At 46.4% G+C, this 18,147-nt stretch carries 14 protein-coding genes and 3 pseudogenes; 2 read left to right on the top strand and 15 right to left on the bottom strand.

Going from position 1 to position 18,147, the window contains the following annotated elements; genetic code table 11:
- Positions 1-205: 205 nt before the first annotated feature.
- The 5 genes and pseudogenes from RE628_RS09940 to RE628_RS09920 form a co-directional block, all read right to left on the bottom strand.
- Positions 206-1,458, bottom strand: a pseudogene (locus RE628_RS09940) (aspartate kinase).
- A gap of 299 nt (positions 1,459-1,757) precedes the next feature.
- A complete protein-coding gene (efp, locus tag RE628_RS09935; RefSeq protein ID WP_309158551.1) occupies positions 1,758-2,315 on the bottom strand; it encodes an elongation factor P in 558 nt (185 codons plus the stop codon).
- Positions 2,316-2,350: 35 nt separating this feature from the next.
- A complete protein-coding gene (locus RE628_RS09930) occupies positions 2,351-3,424 on the bottom strand; it encodes a M24 family metallopeptidase (RefSeq protein ID WP_309158550.1) in 1,074 nt (357 codons plus the stop codon).
- A gap of 57 nt (positions 3,425-3,481) precedes the next feature.
- On the bottom strand, positions 3,482-3,919 hold the full coding sequence (gene aroQ / locus RE628_RS09925; RefSeq protein ID WP_309158549.1) for a type II 3-dehydroquinate dehydratase: 438 nt from the start codon (positions 3,917-3,919) through the stop codon (positions 3,482-3,484).
- 127 nt (positions 3,920-4,046) lie between these two features.
- A complete protein-coding gene (locus RE628_RS09920; RefSeq protein WP_309158548.1) occupies positions 4,047-4,547 on the bottom strand; it encodes a YqhR family membrane protein in 501 nt (166 codons plus the stop codon).
- A 310-nt stretch (positions 4,548-4,857) separates the two neighbouring features.
- Here RE628_RS09920 and RE628_RS09915 point away from each other — a divergent pair.
- Positions 4,858-5,858 (top strand): annotated as a pseudogene (locus RE628_RS09915) (DUF1385 domain-containing protein).
- 7 nt (positions 5,859-5,865) lie between these two features.
- Positions 5,866-6,192: a hypothetical protein gene (locus RE628_RS09910; RefSeq protein WP_309158547.1), complete on the top strand. Its 327-nt coding sequence runs from the start codon at positions 5,866-5,868 to the stop codon at positions 6,190-6,192.
- A 193-nt stretch (positions 6,193-6,385) separates the two neighbouring features.
- Here RE628_RS09910 and RE628_RS09905 read toward each other — a convergent pair whose 3' ends face one another.
- The 10 genes and pseudogenes from RE628_RS09905 to yidD form a co-directional block, all read right to left on the bottom strand.
- On the bottom strand, positions 6,386-7,348 hold the full coding sequence (locus RE628_RS09905; protein ID WP_309158546.1) for a patatin-like phospholipase family protein: 963 nt from the start codon (positions 7,346-7,348) through the stop codon (positions 6,386-6,388).
- A gap of 73 nt (positions 7,349-7,421) precedes the next feature.
- Entirely contained in the window at positions 7,422-9,050 is a 1,629-nt protein-coding gene (locus RE628_RS09900; protein WP_309158545.1) for a family 10 glycosylhydrolase, read from the bottom strand.
- Between the two features lie 144 nt (positions 9,051-9,194).
- On the bottom strand, positions 9,195-9,620 hold the full coding sequence (gene mntR, locus RE628_RS09895) for a transcriptional regulator MntR (RefSeq protein WP_309158544.1): 426 nt from the start codon (positions 9,618-9,620) through the stop codon (positions 9,195-9,197).
- Positions 9,621-9,827: 207 nt separating this feature from the next.
- Positions 9,828-11,384, bottom strand: coding sequence for an ABC-F family ATP-binding cassette domain-containing protein (locus RE628_RS09890; RefSeq protein ID WP_309158543.1), 1,557 nt, complete (start codon positions 11,382-11,384; stop codon positions 9,828-9,830).
- 110 nt (positions 11,385-11,494) lie between these two features.
- Positions 11,495-12,208 carry a cytochrome c biogenesis CcdA family protein gene (locus RE628_RS09885; protein WP_309158542.1) on the bottom strand — a complete coding sequence of 238 codons (714 nt, stop codon included), beginning with the start codon at positions 12,206-12,208 and terminating at the stop codon, positions 11,495-11,497.
- Positions 12,209-12,357: 149 nt separating this feature from the next.
- Entirely contained in the window at positions 12,358-13,161 is an 804-nt protein-coding gene (locus RE628_RS09880) for a metal ABC transporter permease (protein ID WP_309158541.1), read from the bottom strand.
- Positions 13,162-13,210: 49 nt separating this feature from the next.
- Positions 13,211-13,969, bottom strand: a complete 759-nt coding sequence (locus RE628_RS09875; protein WP_309158540.1) for a metal ABC transporter ATP-binding protein — start codon at positions 13,967-13,969, stop codon at positions 13,211-13,213.
- A gap of 42 nt (positions 13,970-14,011) precedes the next feature.
- Positions 14,012-14,971 carry a metal ABC transporter substrate-binding protein gene (locus RE628_RS09870; RefSeq protein ID WP_309158539.1) on the bottom strand — a complete coding sequence of 320 codons (960 nt, stop codon included), beginning with the start codon at positions 14,969-14,971 and terminating at the stop codon, positions 14,012-14,014.
- A gap of 338 nt (positions 14,972-15,309) precedes the next feature.
- Positions 15,310-17,320, bottom strand: a pseudogene (metG, locus tag RE628_RS09865) (methionine--tRNA ligase).
- Between the two features lie 563 nt (positions 17,321-17,883).
- Positions 17,884-18,147 (bottom strand): membrane protein insertion efficiency factor YidD, encoded by a 264-nt coding sequence (gene yidD, locus RE628_RS09860; protein WP_309158538.1) that lies wholly within the window; start codon positions 18,145-18,147, stop codon positions 17,884-17,886.

Below are 18,147 nucleotides of genomic sequence, written 5' to 3'. Positions count from 1 at the left end.
GCCTACGCTCCGCTCCTCAGTCCCTAGCTTTATCCAACTGAAGCGTTTCGAAGAAACGCACCTCGGAAGCATAAGCTTCGGTGCTGAAAACCGAACTTTTTGAACATATACTATTAAAAAAGAAAGAAGCCGCATAACCGATTGCTCGGTCATACGACTTCTACTTTATTTTCACCTTAATATATTGAATAACCTCTATTAGAGCTTAGCGGCGATCTTGTGGACCTCCGACGAATACTTGGCTTTCTGTATCCAATCCGTAAGCTGTATGCAATGCCTTAATGACCTCATTCACCTTGGCTCCTTCAATCACGCAGGATACCTTGATTTCGGAAGTGCTAACCATCTTGATATTCACGTCCTGCTTCGAGATGACATCGAACATCTCCGCGGCCACTCCTGGATGGCTAACCATACCAGCTCCAACAATAGAAATTTTGACTAGTTCCTCTTCTGAGGTTACGTCATCAAAAGGAATTTCTGGACGAATGCCGCTAAGCACTTCTAGTGCTTTCTCACGATCATCAAGTCCTACCGTAAAGGAGAAATCAGCCTTGCCGTCCTGGACACCGCTCTGTACAATAATATCTACATTAATCTTCGCATCGGCTAGAGAACCGAATACTTTAGCTAGAACTCCTGGAACATGGGATACACCCAGAATACTAATTCTTGCCACATTCTTATCATAAGCGATCCCGCTAACCACTACACCTTGCTCCATTGTAGCTTCCTCCTTCACAACTGTGCCTTCATTATGATTAAAGCTCGAACGAACAACGAGACGGACCTGGAACTGCTTGGCGTATTCAACAGCGCGCGGATGTAGTACCGCTGCACCTAAGTTAGCCAGTTCTAGCATCTCATCATAAGAGATTTCATTTAATTTGCGAGCATTCTTCACGATTCTCGGGTCTGTCGAATAAATGCCATCAACATCTGTATATATTTCGCAATAATCCGCAGCCGTCGCAGCTGCTAGAGCTACTGCCGTAGTGTCGGAGCCGCCGCGACCAAAGGTAGTAATTTCTCCTTCTTCGGTCATCCCTTGAAAACCAGCCACAATGACGATATTGCCATCATTCAGAGCCTGTTGAACGCGCTCCGGTTTAATATCCGTAATACGCGCCTTGCCATGCTCCGCTTCTGTTCGGAATCCGGCTTGCCATCCGGTAAAGGATACCGCCTTGCGGCCTAGCTCATGGATAGCGATCGACAGCAGTGCAATAGAAATTTGCTCCCCTGTCGTCAGCAACATATCCATCTCACGCTGCGGCGGATTATGGCTGAGCATATTCGCCTGATCAATCAATTCATCGGTTGTATCCCCCATCGCCGATACGACAACCATCACCTGATGGCCTTCGTCCTGCTTCTCGACTACCCGCCGGGCGACACGTTTCATACGCTCCGTATCTCCTACCGAGCTGCCCCGAATTTCATAACATATACAGCCAAACTAACTCCCTCCCTGATATCCAACACTCTTTAATTTCGTTGTCTCATTCATTTCTAATTTCTATTGCTTCAGTAATGCTTTAACACAGTATAATACGGGAAACCCGAATGAAGTCAATGTTTTTTATAGACATATTTAAGAAATAGCTTATAAAAGGCCAACCATAGCTTCGAAATATTCGATTCTTATCGTTGTTTTAGGCCGTATTTATATATGTACAAAAAAACTCTCCACCTATTTATAGATGGAGAGGTAATAATTGATACATAGCATATCACCGTTCTTGCAGACAGCAAAACTACGCGCGGGAAATGTATTTACCTTCGCGAGTATCGATAAGCAGAACGTCGTCCTCATTGATAAACAGAGGTACTTGAACGTTAAGGCCAGTCTCAACCTTCGCATTCTTAGTTGCACCAGTTGCTGTATTGCCCTTGATTCCAGGCTCGGTCTCAACGACTTTCAGTTCAACGTTGTTAGGCAAGTTAATCCCAAGAATTTCACCTTGATAGCTAACGATCTTAACGTTCATATTTTCTCTTAGGAAGTTAAGTTCCCATTTAAGCTGCTCTTCCGTCAAGCTGAATTGATCGTAAGTTTCGTTATCCATAAATACATGATCTTGGCCGCTCGCATACAAATATTGTACGTCGCGGTTCTCAATCAAAGCTCGTCCAATCGTCTCACCAGCACGGAATGTTTTCTCCACGGTGTTACCGTTACGGAGGTTTTTCAATTTGGAGCGAACAAATGCTGCGCCCTTACCCGGTTTAACGTGCTGGAAATCAAGCACCGTATAAATATCGCCGTCCACCTCGACGGTCAAGCCTGTTTTAAAATCGTTTACTGAAATCACTAGAAGAACCTCCTCAAATAGGTTAAAGAATTAATCTACGAAATAATCGTAAAGTCTTTGCTCGATTCCGTCAAACGTCGGTTGCCATTTTCCGTCATGACAACGTCATCTTCAATTCGCACTCCGCCGAATCCTGGAATATAAATTCCCGGTTCAACAGTCACAACCATGCCTGGTTGAAGAACGGTATCGCTTCTCATGGACAGATTAGGAGCTTCGTGAACTTCCATTCCCAATCCATGTCCTGTACTATGGCCGAATTGTTCACCATAGCCATAGCGAGTGATAATATCGCGGGCAAGAGCGTCAGCTTCACGCCCAGTCATGCCCGGCCGCAAATGTTCAAGCGTATGTAGCTGAGCTTCAAGAACAATGTCATATATTTCACGTTGCTTATCATCAGGTGTACCTACCATTACTGTGCGGGTAATATCCGAACAATATCCACCTAGTAGAGCCCCGAAATCCAAAGTCACCAAGTCTCCGCTCTCAATCATCTTGCCACTAGCAACACCATGAGGAAGAGACGAACGTACTCCAGATGCAACGATCGTATCAAATGAGCTTGAAGTCGCACCATTCTTGCGCATGAACATTTCCATCTCCAGCGCCATGTCTTGCTCGGTAACCCCCGGCTTGATTACATCCAGCATATGCACGAATGTGCGATCAGCCAAGTCCGCTGCTTGCTTCATGATCGCCAGCTCATCAGCATCCTTGAACGTCCGCAGTCCTTCAACTAGACCCTTGACAGGAACCAACTCGCAAGGAGCGAGTCCGCTCTCATAGCTGCGGTATGTCGAGAAGACCACGTTGTCCTCCTCGAATCCAAGCCGGCTGATCTGTTCTGCCGCAAGCAGTTCCTTAATCGTATCAATAACGACCGGAGCATGCTTCACGATCTCGAACCCTTTGGCCTGCTCTGCCGCTTGCGTAGTGTAACGGAAGTCCGTTAACAAATAAGCCTTCTGCTGCGTAACTAAGACATAACCAGAGGTTCCGGTAAAGCCCGTCAAATAGCGGCGGTTCACATCACCGGTAACTAAAACGGCTTCCACTTGATGGCTTACCATTGCTTCGCGGAACCGAGTAACACGTGTGCTCACCATAATTAACTCTCCTTAATATCAGCTTTCTCTTGCAAATCCATGCGTATCCCGCATTCACTACTTGCTTAAATGACGCTTCAAAGCCAACAGACCCATCTCGTATCCGTACGATCCAAAGCCGGAAATCTGTCCAATTGCAATTGGAGCAATAACAGAGTGATGGCGAAATGCTTCGCGTGCGTGAATGTTGGATAGATGCACTTCGACCACTGGAAGCTTCACCGTAGTCAGCGCATCACGCAGCGCATAACTGTAGTGGGTAAGTGCCCCCGGGTTAATCAAAATACCGTCGCATGATCCGTAAGCCGCATGAATCTTATCGATGAGTTCACCCTCATGATTCGATTGAAAGAACGAGAGGGACAAATCTTCCGTTTCTGCCAGCTTACTCAGCTTGACCTCGATATCGCTTAAACTTTCAGAGCCGTAAATACCCGGCTCACGAACACCAAGCATATTCAGGTTAGGCCCGTTCAGCACCAGAATGTTTAACATTGCTGATCACCCTTCCTTTGATATAACCAGTAACGATACCGTTCAAAAAGAGATTACCCGTACTTTTCGAACATGAACCAAAAGTAATTTTAACATAGGAAGGAGTCAATTGAGAAGCATTTTGTCCCTAATGCTGAGGATTCTCCGTCGGCCTCTTCATGGAATTCTTTCCGGTCTTATCCGACATTTCCTCAGGCTCACGTTTTCTCTCATCTGTATACTCATGTGCTACGGAATAACCGATAAACATACCCCATAACAGATATAGGCAAAATTCGCTGATGATCGTATTCATTGACAACTTACGAAGTGGCTCCATCAGATGCAGGGATGGGCCTGCCCATACGAACAGAATTACCCACCAAACAATGCCATAGAGAATCCCGGGCAACGGGCCTCTAAGCTTGCGGAAGAGAAGAATGTACACTAGCGTGGCCAGAAGCGAGAAGAGGATGAAGAAGCCCCACCCAGCATAATACCCGGCTGACTCTTCAAGAACTGGCTCTTGAAAAAGGGCTCCCCCATATATCCGGGCACGACCGTCGTTAAGCGCATAAAATAAAAAATTCCTTTGATTCCTCCCCATAGCAATCCGGCGAAAAATCCAACCTCCAATGTAAACATCCAAATACTTGTCCCGTTCTTGGGGTTATGGCCTTTTGGATCCACACTTCATCTTCCTTTCTCTCACAAGAAGTAATTCAAAAAGTCCGCTACTGATCACGGTATTATAACTGACCTTTTTGAACACTTATTAATAGTTTGTGGGTTAGTATGCGCAATTTAAAAGGCACTAATCTAAACTAACTAGAATTTGACCGCGAATTTCGTTACAATGGAATCATTCCAGTTAGACCTATACTTTTTTCGTCCGCCGGAATCGAGAGACTAGCTAAACTTGCATAACACCAATTACTACTTTAGGGAAGGTGAAATATTTGCCTGAGGAATCAAAACCCGCGATTTACGGCGGTCAAGCCGTCATTGAAGGAGTCATGTTCGGCGGTAAACACGTTAATGTTACGGCAGTACGCCGTAAGGATGGAGAAATTACATTTCTGGAAGTACCAAAGCAAGATAAGAACTGGGTGAAGAAGCTTCGTAAAATCCCACTCATTCGTGGTCTGGTCAGCATTGTCGATTCCAGTGCCAAGGGCTCAAAGCACTTGAATTATTCGGCCGAGGCGATGGCAGAAGACGAGATGGAACCGGAAGAACGCGCCAAGCAGAAGGAGAAGAAGAATCCGGACTCTCTATGGGCATGATATTTGGCGTTGCTGTCGCCGGAGTACTGTCCTTTATCGTCGGAAAAGTTATTTTTACGCTTGTCCCTGCGGTTGTCGAGCAATTTTTGTTCCAGCACGCATTTAATAATCAAACATTGCATACGCTCGTTGAAGGAGTTATCAAGATCGCCCTTCTACTCGCTTATTTATGGATCATGTCACAGACCCCTGTGATCAAGAGACTGTTCCAATATCATGGTGCTGAACATAAAGTTATTACAGCTTATGAGGCCGGCGAAGAGCTTATCCCTGAGAAAGTACAGAAATACAGCCGCTTGCACTATCGCTGTGGCAGTAGCTTCATTATCTTGACGGTTATTATCGGAGTCGTTATCTACTCCTTGCCTATCTTCAGTTGGGATACGCTATGGGAGCGGATTTACATTCGTCTTCTGCTGCTCCCTGTAGTTATCGGTGTATCCTTTGAAATGCTGCGAATCACAAATGCGATGAGAGATATTCCCATCCTTCGTTATCTTGGATATCCCGGACTATGGTTGCAGATGTTAACGACCAAGGAACCGAATCTGGAGCAGCTTGAAGTATCGATCGCTTCCTTCAACCGGATGCGCGAGCTGGATGCGCAGGTTGAACGTGAAGGAGCTCTCGATTCAACTCCGAGTCACTCCGCTCTAGATCCCGTGAAAGGATGATGAAGATATGAAGAAACAGGCCATCGTATTTTGGGCTCTGATCGCGCTAGCAGCTTTTGGAATTATTGATGGACTGTTTGGCAGAGGGACGACGGACTGGATGGGAATACTCATTCCTGCCCTTATCGTAGGGATCGTATTTCTACTCTACAAGTATCCTCCACGCAAATATAGAAGACAGAATCCTAAAGTGAAGCCTTCCGCCCGGACAATGTCCAAATTAGCAGCAGAGCGCCGCTCGGCATCTTCCGGACAGAAACGCAAAGCTTATCCTTTTCAAGTCATCGAGGGTCAAAAAGGGAAAAATGATGATGACTTGCCGAAATACCATTAAGGGATAGGTTTAAATTAAGAATAAGTATTAAAAAGTTCGATTTTCAGCACCGAGAAGGTTGGATGAAACTAGGGACTGAGGAGTGGAGCGTACGTTTTTGGTACGTGAGCACCGGAGGGCCCGGTTGAATTCAAGATTCGATGTCGAGATTATTCCTTGAATAACTTCGTGATCAAAATTGAACTTTTTAATCTCATTTCGCCTGCTGATACTTTTTGAATTGTGCTTCATAATACTGGGTATTCCAGTCTTTGAAGAAGCGCTCCCCGGATCTGAGTCCGGATTCATAAAGCAGCAGGCTTTCTTCTTGTGTGATGTTAAACTGGGTTGTACCAACACCAAGTGTAGGGATCTTTATTGTCCGGTAACGATTGGTCTGCTCAATATACCGTTCGTCATGGGCCGACAGCATCGTTGCTACCATAGCTTCCAGCATGGAGAACGGGCCTCGGATAATATGGGGCTGGTTGCTGTTCTTGCCAACCATCTGGAAGCCGACAGTCGGAATTCTCTTCTCCCCAGCCCTAAGGCTCTCGCGATCGAACAACCATAATGGAAAATTACTCAATAGACCGCCATCGACAATATGGAGAAACTGGTCTGCAAACGTCTTGCCCTTCGCTTCCATAGGAGGCAGCCTTAATAAGACAGGATCGAAGAAATAGGGAATACTACAGCTCATCCTCACAGCACGTGCCACTTCAAATTCGCTCGGGTTAATGCCGATTTTCTCTAGATCATCCGGCAATACAAGAATTTTACCGCTGGTAATATCCGAAGCGATAATCCTCAGCCGCCCCTTCTCCAGATCGCTGAAGGTCCGTACCTTTTTCCTAAGCAATATTTGCCTGATCCAATTCTCTAGTGCCTCGCCTGAGTATAAGCCCTCCTTCAATAGCACCCTCAATGCCGGTCCGATGATCGCTATATTAAAAATAGGAGCCCGCTTCAGAAATTTGTTGAACGACGTCGTTATGATAATCTCTTTCATCTCTTCAGCGTCATAACCCGCCGCGATCAAGGAAGCTACAATAGAACCTGCCGACGTTCCTGCAACTTTATGAAACTCCTTACCATGGAGCTCTGCAGCCCGAACTGCGCCTGCGAGCGAAATGCCCCTAACGCCTCCTCCTTCAAATACACCGTTGATCAGCATATAAAAAAGCCCCCATTCCATACATAAGTCTACTGCTTATGTATGTTAATGAGGGCTGTTTCTATGACTAGAATTATAAACCGTAATATGATTGCAGAAGAGGTATAAGTCCTAACGGATTCTTTCTAAGTTCCTTGGCGCTGAAGAAGATGCTTCCGCGAACTTCTGGTACGCCGCTGTTGTATTTCAATTGATTGATGATTTCCTGGGCACTGTTCCAGCCTGCTTCGGAGGTCCCCAGCTTATATGGAGCGTGACCGATATACAATTTCACGGAGCTACCTGCAACCTCCTTCGCCCACCAGTCAACTAATGTATCGTATTTAGCAACATTGAAGCTCAGACTCCAATAAATTTGCGGTGCTACATAATCAATCCAGCCGTTCTGTATCCAGGCTCTTACATCCGCATAAGTACTGTCATAAGCGGTCATGCCAGCTTTCGTATCCGAGCCGGTTGGATCCGTGCTCTTGTTGCGCCAGACCCCGAAAGGACTAATGCCGAAGGATACATTTGGTTTCACCTGATGAACACTTCTGCCTAAGTCCTTCACGAACTCGTTGATATTGTCACGCCGCCAGTCTCCCTTATCGCTCAAACTCTTAGGATTATACTGTTTAAAAGTGCTGTCATCAGCGAACTGGCTCGTCTTCGTCTCCCCTGAGGGGTAGAAATAATCATCCAGATGAACTCCGTCAATATCATAGCGGTTCACTACTTCCATAATCGCATCGATAACATGTTCACGCGCTTCCGGTATCCCTGGGTTGATATACAGCTTATTAGCAAACTTCACGGTCCATTCCGGATGACTGTTAGCCACATGATTGTTCGCTAGCTTGGATGTATTGGTATCCGTGCTTGCCCTGAACGGGTTAAACCAAGCATGAAATTCCATACCGCGGCGATGAGTCTCGTCAATCATGAACTGCAGTGGATCATAGCCAGGGTCCTTGCCTGAAACACCTGTTAGGTAAGAGCTCCATGGTACGAGATCTGAAGGATAGAACGCATCTCCTGACGGTCGTACCTGTACGAATACAGCATTGATCCCCATCCCTTGCAGATCATCGAGCAGCTTTACATAATCCTGTTTCTGCGCTTCTGCCTTTCCAGTTGAGGTACTGCTTGGCCAATCCAGGTTATACACCGTAGAGACCCAGGCACCGCGAAGCTCATCACTTGCCTGCGGTGGAGTCACAGGCGGTTGCGGCTTCGGATCCTGCCCTTCCTCTCCCGGCTGGACGCCTCCCTCATTGGAAGTAAGCGATATTGTCTTCAATGACTGATTCCAGACTACATCGAGTCCGAGTTGCTCACTGACGAAGCGAAGCGGCACCATGGTGCGTCCCTGTATGTTCTCAACGGATACGTCGAGCCCAACCGGTTCTCCGTTCACCTCTGCTACACTGTGTCCAGTGATTAGCACCAACTTGTTACCGTCCTTCTGAATCGTTGCTGTCTTCGTAGCCTGTGACCAAAGTACGCTCGCTCCCAAGCTTTCGCTTATGACACGAAGCGGGACCATAGTGACATTCTCTTTTGGCTTTAAGTAAGGAGCAGTGTCGCTAGGGAGCAGATCACCGTTCAGATAGATCTGAATAGCGCTGGCTGATGCTGCCTCCGTCCGTGCCACCCCAGCAAAAGGGCAGGCGATTAATAGAATAAGTAGCGGTATAAACCATGTTCGTAATAATTTCATCTGTTACCTCCGATTGATATGATAGTCGTTCGCGAAGAACCGCTCTTAATTCTAACGCGTATCATATGGCCGGAGTTGCGGTCAGACGAAAAAATGGTACTAAAGAAACAAAAGACATTTGCCTAAATGAGACAGATGCTAAGGTTACGATTCGGTCAGAAGCTCCTGGTGAACTTCACGCAGTTCACGGATCTTGGACTCATCTCGTTTGAAATATTCTACCAGTGATGCGATACAGGTGATCGAGTCCCAACTAAGATGATGCTCAATTCCTTCAACATCCTTATAGATGTTGCTGTCATCAACCCCGATCAATTCCAAGAACTCTTCAAGCAGTTGGTGACGATCGACAAGGCGTTTTCCTACTTTCTTGCCCTTATTCGTCAATACCAGACCACGATATTTCTCATAAATTAAATATTCGTCTTTATCCAGTTTCTGAATCATCTTCGTAACGGAAGAAGGATGGACCTCCAAACCTTCCGCGATATCGGAAACCCGTGCATATCCCTTCTCATCAATGAGCTTATAGATACGCTCCAAATAATCCTCCATACTCGGCGTTGGCATCTGACTACCTCTTTTCCATGAGTTCACACGGGCAGAACCTCTGCCCGTTACTCTGTTAATGATACATGTTATGCTTGTCTATTGGCAAGTGCATACCTCTTGATAGCGTCTTTTCAAGTCTATTGCAGCCATCAGCCCGTTTGAAGCCGATGCAAAAGCCGGGAAGATTGTAAACCTCCCCGGCTAATCTAAAAATATGCCTTTAACTTAGAAAACCTTCGTGGTCCAGGCTTCACAATTCCAAACCTCAGTTGCGATATCGCTATAGAATTCCGGTTCGTGCGAGATCATTAAAATGCTACCTTTGTATTCTTTGAGCGCCCGCTTGAGCTCGTCCTTCGCATCCACATCCAAGTGGTTCGTCGGCTCGTCAAGAACTAGTAAATTTGTCTCGTTGTTGATCAGCTTGCATAGGCGAACTTTCGCCTTCTCTCCACCACTAAGCACAGTGATCTTGCTCTCGATATGTTTAGTTGTCAGTCCGCATTTAGCCAATGCGGCGCGCACCTCGAACTGCGTAAACGAAGGGAAGGCTTCCCAAATCTCCTCAATACATGTGTTGTAATTACTATCTTTCATTTCCTGCTCAAAATAACCGATTTCCAGATGGTAGCCACGCTCGACGGAACCAGACAGCGCAGGAATTTCACCTAGAATGCTACGCAGTAGTGTCGTTTTACCGATACCATTTGCGCCGACGAGCGCAATTTTTTGTCCCCGCTCCATCTGCAGATCAAGTGGTCTGGACAATGGGCTGTCGTAACCGATAACGAGTCCCTTCGTTTCGAAAATCATTTTGCCGGAGGTCTTGCCACTTTTGAAATTAAACTGCGGTTTTGGCTTTTCCTTCGCCAACTCGATGACGTCCATCTTATCAAGCTTCTTCTGTCTCGACATCGCCATATTACGCGTAGCTACGCTGGCTTTATTGCGGGCAACGAAATCCTTCAGATCAGCAATCTCCTGCTGCTGCCGGGTATATGCCGCTTCCAGTTGCTGCTTCTTCATTTCGTGAACTTGCTGGAACTGGTCGTAATCACCGACATACCGCGTCAGCTTCTGGTTCTCCATATGATAGATCAAATTGATAACGCTGTTCAGGAACGGAATGTCGTGTGAAATGAGGATGAACGCATTTTCGTACTCCTGTAAATAGCGTTTCAGCCATTCAATATGCTGCTCGTCCAAATAGTTGGTCGGCTCGTCCAACAGTAAGATGTCCGGTTTCTCCAGCAGTAACTTAGCCAGCAAAATCTTCGTCCGCTGACCCCCACTCAAATCGTTGACATCCCGATCCAGACCAATATCAGTAATCCCCAATCCGCGGGCCGTTTCCTGCACCTTAGCATCAATCATGTAAAAATCCTGACTCGTCAGGGTATCCTGGATAGTACCGACTTCTTCCAGAAGTTTCTCCAATTCTTCCGGGCTGACTTCGCCCATTTTACCGTACATATCGTTCATTTCCTGCTCTAGATCGAACAAATATTGGAACGCGCTACGCAGCACATCCTGAATCGTCATGCCCTTCGTCAGAACTGCATGCTGGTCAAGGTAACCAACGCGTACCCGCTTGGACCACTCTACCTTACCTTCATCAGGCTGTAGCTGGTTCGTAATGATGTTCATAAAGGTCGATTTACCTTCGCCGTTAGCGCCGATCAACCCGATATGCTCACCTTTTAAAAGTCGGAAAGATACATCTTTAAAAATCGCACGATCACCAAAACCGTGACTTAAATTTTCAACATTTAGTATGCTCATCGATAGACACCTTTTTCTTAAATATAATCGATCTATTATAAACTTGTTGAAGTCATAATTTCAACACATATCTGCTAACTTATTCTTGGAAACCATCTTGTATTGTTACGTTAAAATTTGAGCCAATCCGGAGTGATTGACTGCAACCAAATCGTAATTTGCGTCATCTTATTCGTGAATAGAAGTACGCCCATCAACAACATGAGAGCCCCGCCAACCTTCATCACAATCCCAGAATAGCGGACGATCCAACGTGTCTGCCCGATGAAGAAGGCCAATATGAAGAACGGTAGGGCAAATCCCAGTGTGTATGCGGTGATCAAACCTAGCCAGGCCCCCGGTTCACTGACAGCCATGGCGATAATCGCCGCAAGGATCGGGCCAACGCAAGGCGACCAGCCTGCCGAGAAGCCGATGCCAAAAATAAAAGAACCTATGTATCCCGCCTTATTTAACTTCAAATCCATCTTGCGCTCTTTTAATAGAAACTGCGGTTGGAAAATCCCGACTAGAAATAAACCCATTGCGATAATCAACACAGCGGAAAGCTGACGGATCAAATCGCGATATTGATTGAAAAATTCGCCGAACATCCCGGCTCCGAAGCCAAGGGTATAGAACACAACTGAAAAACCGAGGATAAAGGCCAGTGTATGCGTTAATGTCCGAAACCGGACATCTCTTCGTTTCTGTTCCGTCTTCAACGTCTGCACTGACATGCCCGTAATATAGGACAGATAAGACGGGTATAGTGGTAAGCAACAAGGGGATATAAAAGAGGCCACCCCTGCCGCGAAGGCGACCCCTAAATGAATATCAGTCATAACAGCCTCCCAATTCAATCTTCTCTATTCTCGGTCTCTATCCATATCTCTTTTCTATTTAGAACTCTATTTACTTTACTATAAGTTGAACTATCAATTGTACGGATGGGGCAGCCGGGTGAAATGTTCTTCCGATCGCTGTCCATAGCTTAGGCAGATAAGCCGCGCTTGCCCATGATCGTTAGGATCAGCATAGCAATCAGGAATAATACGATCGTCGCACCTGGGGCCAGATTCCAGATTCCAGCGATGACAAGACCAACCACAACGGCAATCTCTGAGATAATCACGGAGAACACGACCGACTGCTTGAAGCTTCTCGCAATCAATAGACTCGTCGCAGCTGGGATCGTAAGCAATGCGGAGACGAGCAACGCTCCAACAATCTTGATCGCAGTGCTGATGACAAGGGCGGTAAGTATGGTAAGAAGCATATTCAGGACTTTGACTGGCAATCCGCTAACAGCAGCCGCATCTTCTTCGAACGTCAGTAGGAAGTATTCTTTAAATAGAAGGAAAATAGTGATGATGACGATCACAGTAACCGCACCGACGACATATAAATCAACTTGATCAAGCGTATAGATACTCCCGAACAGATAACTGTTAACATCTGTATTGTAACCCATTCCAAGGGTAAAGAACAATGATGCCAGAGCTACACCCCCAGACATGATGATAGCAATGGATAACTCCGCATAGCCTTTATAAGCTTTGCGCAATTTTTCAATGGCAAACGAAGCGACCACGGCAAAGAGAAGACCAACCCCGATCGGATAGACCTCGATCAGGAATCCGAGCGCAACACCCGCTATCGTCACATGGGCAAGGGTATCGCCGATCATGGACAATCTCCGCAAGACAAGAAAAATGCCGATCAGGGGGGCGGTAAGACCGATCAGCAGCCCGCCTGTCAGCGCTCTTAGAAAGAAATCAGCAGTTAATATTTCCAAGTAGATACATCTCCTCATTTACATTTCATACAGCAGCATTCAAACACAATTATAGTAGAGAATGCTGCAAGTCAGGAATCGCACATTCAGGATCATGGGAATGACGTACGAAGAGATTAATAGCTCCACAATAACCCTTAGGTTCCACACCCATGTATCCATGTATAAAATCAAGATCGTGAGACACCATCAGAAAAGTCATCTGGTGGTGTGCATGCAAATGGCAAATCAATTCAAAGAAATCGGCTTGTGTCTGGGCATCGATACCGACTGTAGGCTCATCCAGCACGAGCAGATCGGGATGATTGATCATCGCTCTGGCCAGGAAAACACGCTGCTGTTGTCCGCCGGATAACTGGCCGATCCGCTTATTGGCAAGATTGCTAATCTTCATGACCTCAAGCGCGTCATTACATTTCTGCTGCTCCACCGCTCCGATCCGGCGGAACAATTTCTTATTGTTATATAACCCCGATAGCACAACCTCGCGTACCGTTGCCGGGAACAATGGGTTAAATGAGTTCTTTTGCGGTACATATCCAACCCGCTCCCAATCCCGGAAACGACGAATCGGTTGACCGAACAGCTTGATCTCGCCCGATGTAGGCTGCAGAAGTCCTACCATCATGCGCATCAATGTTGTCTTACCCGCTCCGTTGGAGCCAATTACGCCGACAAAGTCCCGTTCTTTGACAATAAAGCTGAAATCGGAAATAACCTGCTGATCCTGATAGGCAAATGAGATATGATCGAGTTCAATGATATTATCATGACAATACTCTTTGGGCATTGATAATTCTGGTTTCATAAATAATTTCCTTTCCGCTCTGTGCTAACCTTCTGACTATCCTTATTGTAGAGCGAGAAGCAGATTTTGCAAGTTCTTCTCCATCAGGGTAAAATAGTTCTCCCCGTTCTTCTCCTGCTCCTTCGTCAATCCTTCGACCGGATTCAGTACTAGTGTCTTAACACCAGCCTCACCAGCCAATGTCTTCGCTAATCTGTCGGAGACCAGCTCTTCAAAGAAAATATATTGAATCCCTTCGTCCTTCACCAGCTTTGATAAAGCAACAATGTCCTGCGCCCTTGGCTCAGCATCCGGTGATAATCCCATAATAGAATGCTGTGTCAGGCCATAGTCGCGGCATAGATAACCGAAAGCCTGATGGGATACGACGATTTCTTTCTTACTTGTATTAGCAAGCTCAGTGGTGAATTTCGCATCAAGCTCATCCAATTTCTTCGCCAGCTCCGTATACCTGCTCTCGTAGTCAGCTTGGTGATCCGGGTCGACTTGTATGAAGCTACTTTTAATATTCTCAGCAATAATTTTGGCCGATTTTGGACTAACCCAGGTATGAGGATCGATATGATGGCTATCTGTCGCTTCTGCTCCATGATCATGTCCGTCATCGCCTTCTGCGGTGATTAAGGAGACGCCTTGACTGACCTCAACCGGCTTCACAACGGCATCGCTACCGAGGCCCTTCAGGAAATTTGGTACCCAGCCTTCCAAACCTGCACCATGATACAAAAATAGCTGCGCCTTAGACGTGTTCAAAATTTCTTTACTGCGTGGTGTCCAATCATGCGGCTCGACCCCTGTCGGCAGCAAATTGGTCACATTCGCTTCATCCCCGCCAATTGTCTTAGCAAATTCGTAAATAGGATAGAAACTCGTAACTACATTTACCTTACCTGGGACGATTTCTGCATTGCTCTTCTTGCCGCAGCCCGATAAGATAAGCGTAAATATGAAAATAAATAGGATTATTCCTGTGGCTCCTAGCTTTCTTCTGTTCAAAACCATTTAATTATAACCTCCACACTTAATCGTAATAATTACTATTAGGATTATATGTGCAAATTTGAAGTTTTGTCAACTATATTATCTAGAAAATAAGCTTCTTTTAATAAAATAGCAGCCAAAACTATGCAAGTCTTGACTGCTTCTACTCCTAAAATCTATGTTCCGCTAGCGGCAGAAGCCCGCCTGATTGGACTTGTAATATCAGTATTTGTTGACAATTTACACTCTTTTTATTCGAAGAACCGAACCAAACCAAATCGACCAAGAGAATAAACGTATGAAAAAACCGCCGGAGTATTGACTCCAGCGGTTTAATATTTGAACTGGTTCTCGGGTTCTTACTTCACGACGGCTCCGTTCGGCATCGAATCAGGTACCGTCGCCAGCGTCAGCTGGTCGTCTTGCGAAGCTGCAAGAATCATGCCCTGTGACAGCTCGCCACGCAATTTCACCGGCTTCAGGTTCGTCACACAAATCACCTTGCGTCCTACAAGTTCTTCTGGTTTATAGAACTTGGCAATCCCGGATACGACCTGACGTTGTTCAAAGCCGAGATCAAGCTGTAACTTCAGCAGTTTATCCGCTTTTGGCACTGGCTGACAGGCAAGCACCTCAGCCACTCTCAGCTCAACCTTGGCAAAATCGTCGATTCCGATCTCTTCCTTCAATTCCGGGTTCTCGATCACCGGCTTGCTGTTAGCGGTTGGAGTAGCTTCTGCTTCGGCAGTTGCGCCGCCAGTCATTGAGCTATCGATATACTCAATTTCCTTCTCCACTTCGAGGCGCGGGAAGATTGGTTCGCCCTTACCCAGCTTTGTACCTGCCGGAGTGAGGCCGAAGCTCTTTGCACTATCCCATGCAGTTAACTCGCCAGGCTCGATGCCTAACTGCTCCCATATCTTCGCTGGAGCCTTCGTCAAGAACGGCTGTAGCAGAATCGAACTGATCCGCAATGATTCCACTAGATTGACCATTACAGAAGCTAGCTCATCGCGCTTGGCTTCATCCTTGGCAAGTGCCCATGGTTGCGTCTCATCAATATATTTGTTCGTACGGCTAATAAATGCACTGATCGCCGTCAAAGCAACAGAGAATTCCAGATTCTCCATAACTTCTTCTACCTTCTCTACCGTTCGCAACGCCATGTCGGCCAGATCCGCATCATAAGCTGTTACATTTGGACGATATGCTGGTACCACGCCCTCGAAATATTTGCCAACCATCGCTACAGTACGGTTCAGCAAGTTGCCCAGATCGTTGGCCAGATCGGAGTTCACCCGTTGTACAAAACTCTCAGGAGTAAAAGAGCCATCAGAGCCAAATGGTACCTCGCGCAACAAATAGTAACGGGTTGCATCAAGACCATAGCGATCAATCAGCACATTCGGATCGACAACATTGCCTTTGGACTTGGACATTTTGCCGCCTTTCATCAGCAGCCAGCCGTGACCAAAAACCTTCTTCGGAAGCGGCAAATCAAGCGCCATCAGCATAATCGGCCAATAAATCGTATGGAAGCGAACGATCTCCTTACCTACCAGATGAACATCCGCAGGCCAGAAGCGATTGAATAGTTCCTCATTATCCGATCCGTAGCCAAGAGCAGTGATGTAATTGGACAAAGCGTCAATCCATACATACACAACATGCTTCGGATCGCCCTTTACTTTGACTCCCCAATCGAAAGTCGTCCGTGACACTGCCAGATCCTCAAGACCCGGTTTGATGAAGTTATTAATCATTTCATTCTTGCGAGATTCTGGTTGGATAAAGTCAGGATGGTCCTCATAATACTTCAACAAACGATCGGCATATTTACTCATGCGGAAGAAGTAAGACTCTTCCTTCACCAGCTCTACCGGATGACCGCTATCCGGGCTTTTGCCACCGATAACTTCACCCTTCTCATTTTTCTCAACATCGACTAATTGCGTCTCCGTATAGAAAGTTTCATCAGGGATACTGTACCAGCCCTCGTACTCCCCTTTGTATATATCTCCCTGCTTCAGCAGGCGATCAAAAATCTCGGTTACAACCTCTTTATGACGCGGTTCTGTCGTTCGAATGAAATCGTCATTGGAAATCTCGAGTTTATTCCATAATTCCTTTATGCCGACTACGATATCATCGACGAACTGCTGTGGCGTTTTACCGCTTTCCTGAGCTTTTTGCTCGATTTTCTGTCCATGTTCATCCGTCCCTGTCAAATAGCGAACATCATAACCACGCAACCGTTTGTAGCGCGCTATAGCGTCGCCGGCTGACAGTCGTATAAGCATGGCCGATATGCAGTTTAGCGCTCGGATAATAAATTGGTGTCGTGATGTAGAAGGTTTTCTTGTCAGACATACTATCATCTCCTTAATTTAGAGGTAGTTCAAAAAGTCCGATTTTGATCCCGAAGTGAATCAGGAAGTGGGCTCGGCATCGAATCTTGAATTCACCCGGGCCTTCCGGTACTCACGTACCAACACGTACGCTCCGCTCCTCATACCCTAGCTTCATCCAACCTTCTTGGTGCTGAAAACCTCTTTTGAACACCACTTTTAAATAAAAATAAAAAACTCCCGCCCCACAATGGGACGAGAGATCTCTCACGTGTTACCACCCAAATTCCCCGTGCCTTTGCAGGCAGACGGGCTCAGTTGGTTGCTGTCGCAACCCTCCATTAACGCCGGATTCGCGCCGCTCCCTTATCGACCTAACTAGCTCGACTCGAAAGCAGTTCCTCCAGGACCATATTCCAAAGCTGTTCCAGACCGGTTCTCAGCTTCCCCGGCTCTCTGCTGCTGGATGCAACGCTTCGTACTCATCCCTTCTCAGGACATATATAGGTTGATGTTCAAAACGTCTGGCATTTATGAACACATACATATAGCACTATATTAGAAAAGAACATATCTGTTGTCAAGTTATACCCGCCCTGCCTTATCTTTATACTTGACATGAGTCTTCTTGGGCGGTACTAGGTCCACACCACCCGGATGAAAAGGATGGCATTTCACAATCCGCTTAGCAGCCAGCCAGGAGCCCTTTAAGGGCCCGTGCACTTCAATCGCTTCTAGCGCATATGCCGAGCAAGTCGGATAGAAGCGGCAGGTTGGAGGCTTCAGTGGAGAAATGAACTTACGGTATACATGGATTGGCGCCTGAAATGTCTTGCGAGCAATGCCCAT

Source organism: Paenibacillus sp. D2_2 (assembly GCF_031199965.1).
GTDB lineage: Bacteria > Bacillota > Bacilli > Paenibacillales > Paenibacillaceae > Fontibacillus.
The sequence above is the reverse complement of the archived record's forward strand: the minus strand, read 5'-3'. Positions and strand labels throughout refer to the sequence as shown.

Excerpts from the sequence above, each read along its gene's own strand:
- RE628_RS09900 (WP_309158545.1), bottom strand. The coding sequence starts at position 9,050 with ATGAAATTATTACGAACATGGTTTATACCGCTACTTATTCTATTAATC.
- mntR (WP_309158544.1), bottom strand. The coding sequence starts at position 9,620 with ATGCCAACGCCGAGTATGGAGGATTATTTGGAGCGTATCTATAAGCTC.
- RE628_RS09890 (WP_309158543.1), bottom strand. The coding sequence starts at position 11,384 with ATGAGCATACTAAATGTTGAAAATTTAAGTCACGGTTTTGGTGATCGT.
- RE628_RS09885 (WP_309158542.1), bottom strand. The coding sequence starts at position 12,208 with ATGACTGATATTCATTTAGGGGTCGCCTTCGCGGCAGGGGTGGCCTCT.
- RE628_RS09930 (WP_309158550.1), bottom strand. The coding sequence starts at position 3,424 with ATGGTGAGCACACGTGTTACTCGGTTCCGCGAAGCAATGGTAAGCCAT.
- yidD (WP_309158538.1), bottom strand. The coding sequence starts at position 18,147 with ATGGGCATTGCTCGCAAGACATTTCAGGCGCCAATCCATGTATACCGT.
- aroQ (WP_309158549.1), bottom strand. The coding sequence starts at position 3,919 with ATGTTAAACATTCTGGTGCTGAACGGGCCTAACCTGAATATGCTTGGT.
- RE628_RS09870 (WP_309158539.1), bottom strand. The coding sequence starts at position 14,971 with ATGGTTTTGAACAGAAGAAAGCTAGGAGCCACAGGAATAATCCTATTT.
- RE628_RS09875 (WP_309158540.1), bottom strand. The coding sequence starts at position 13,969 with ATGAAACCAGAATTATCAATGCCCAAAGAGTATTGTCATGATAATATC.
- RE628_RS09905 (WP_309158546.1), bottom strand. The coding sequence starts at position 7,348 with ATGCTGATCAACGGTGTATTTGAAGGAGGAGGCGTTAGGGGCATTTCG.
- RE628_RS09910 (WP_309158547.1), top strand. The coding sequence starts at position 5,866 with ATGAAGAAACAGGCCATCGTATTTTGGGCTCTGATCGCGCTAGCAGCT.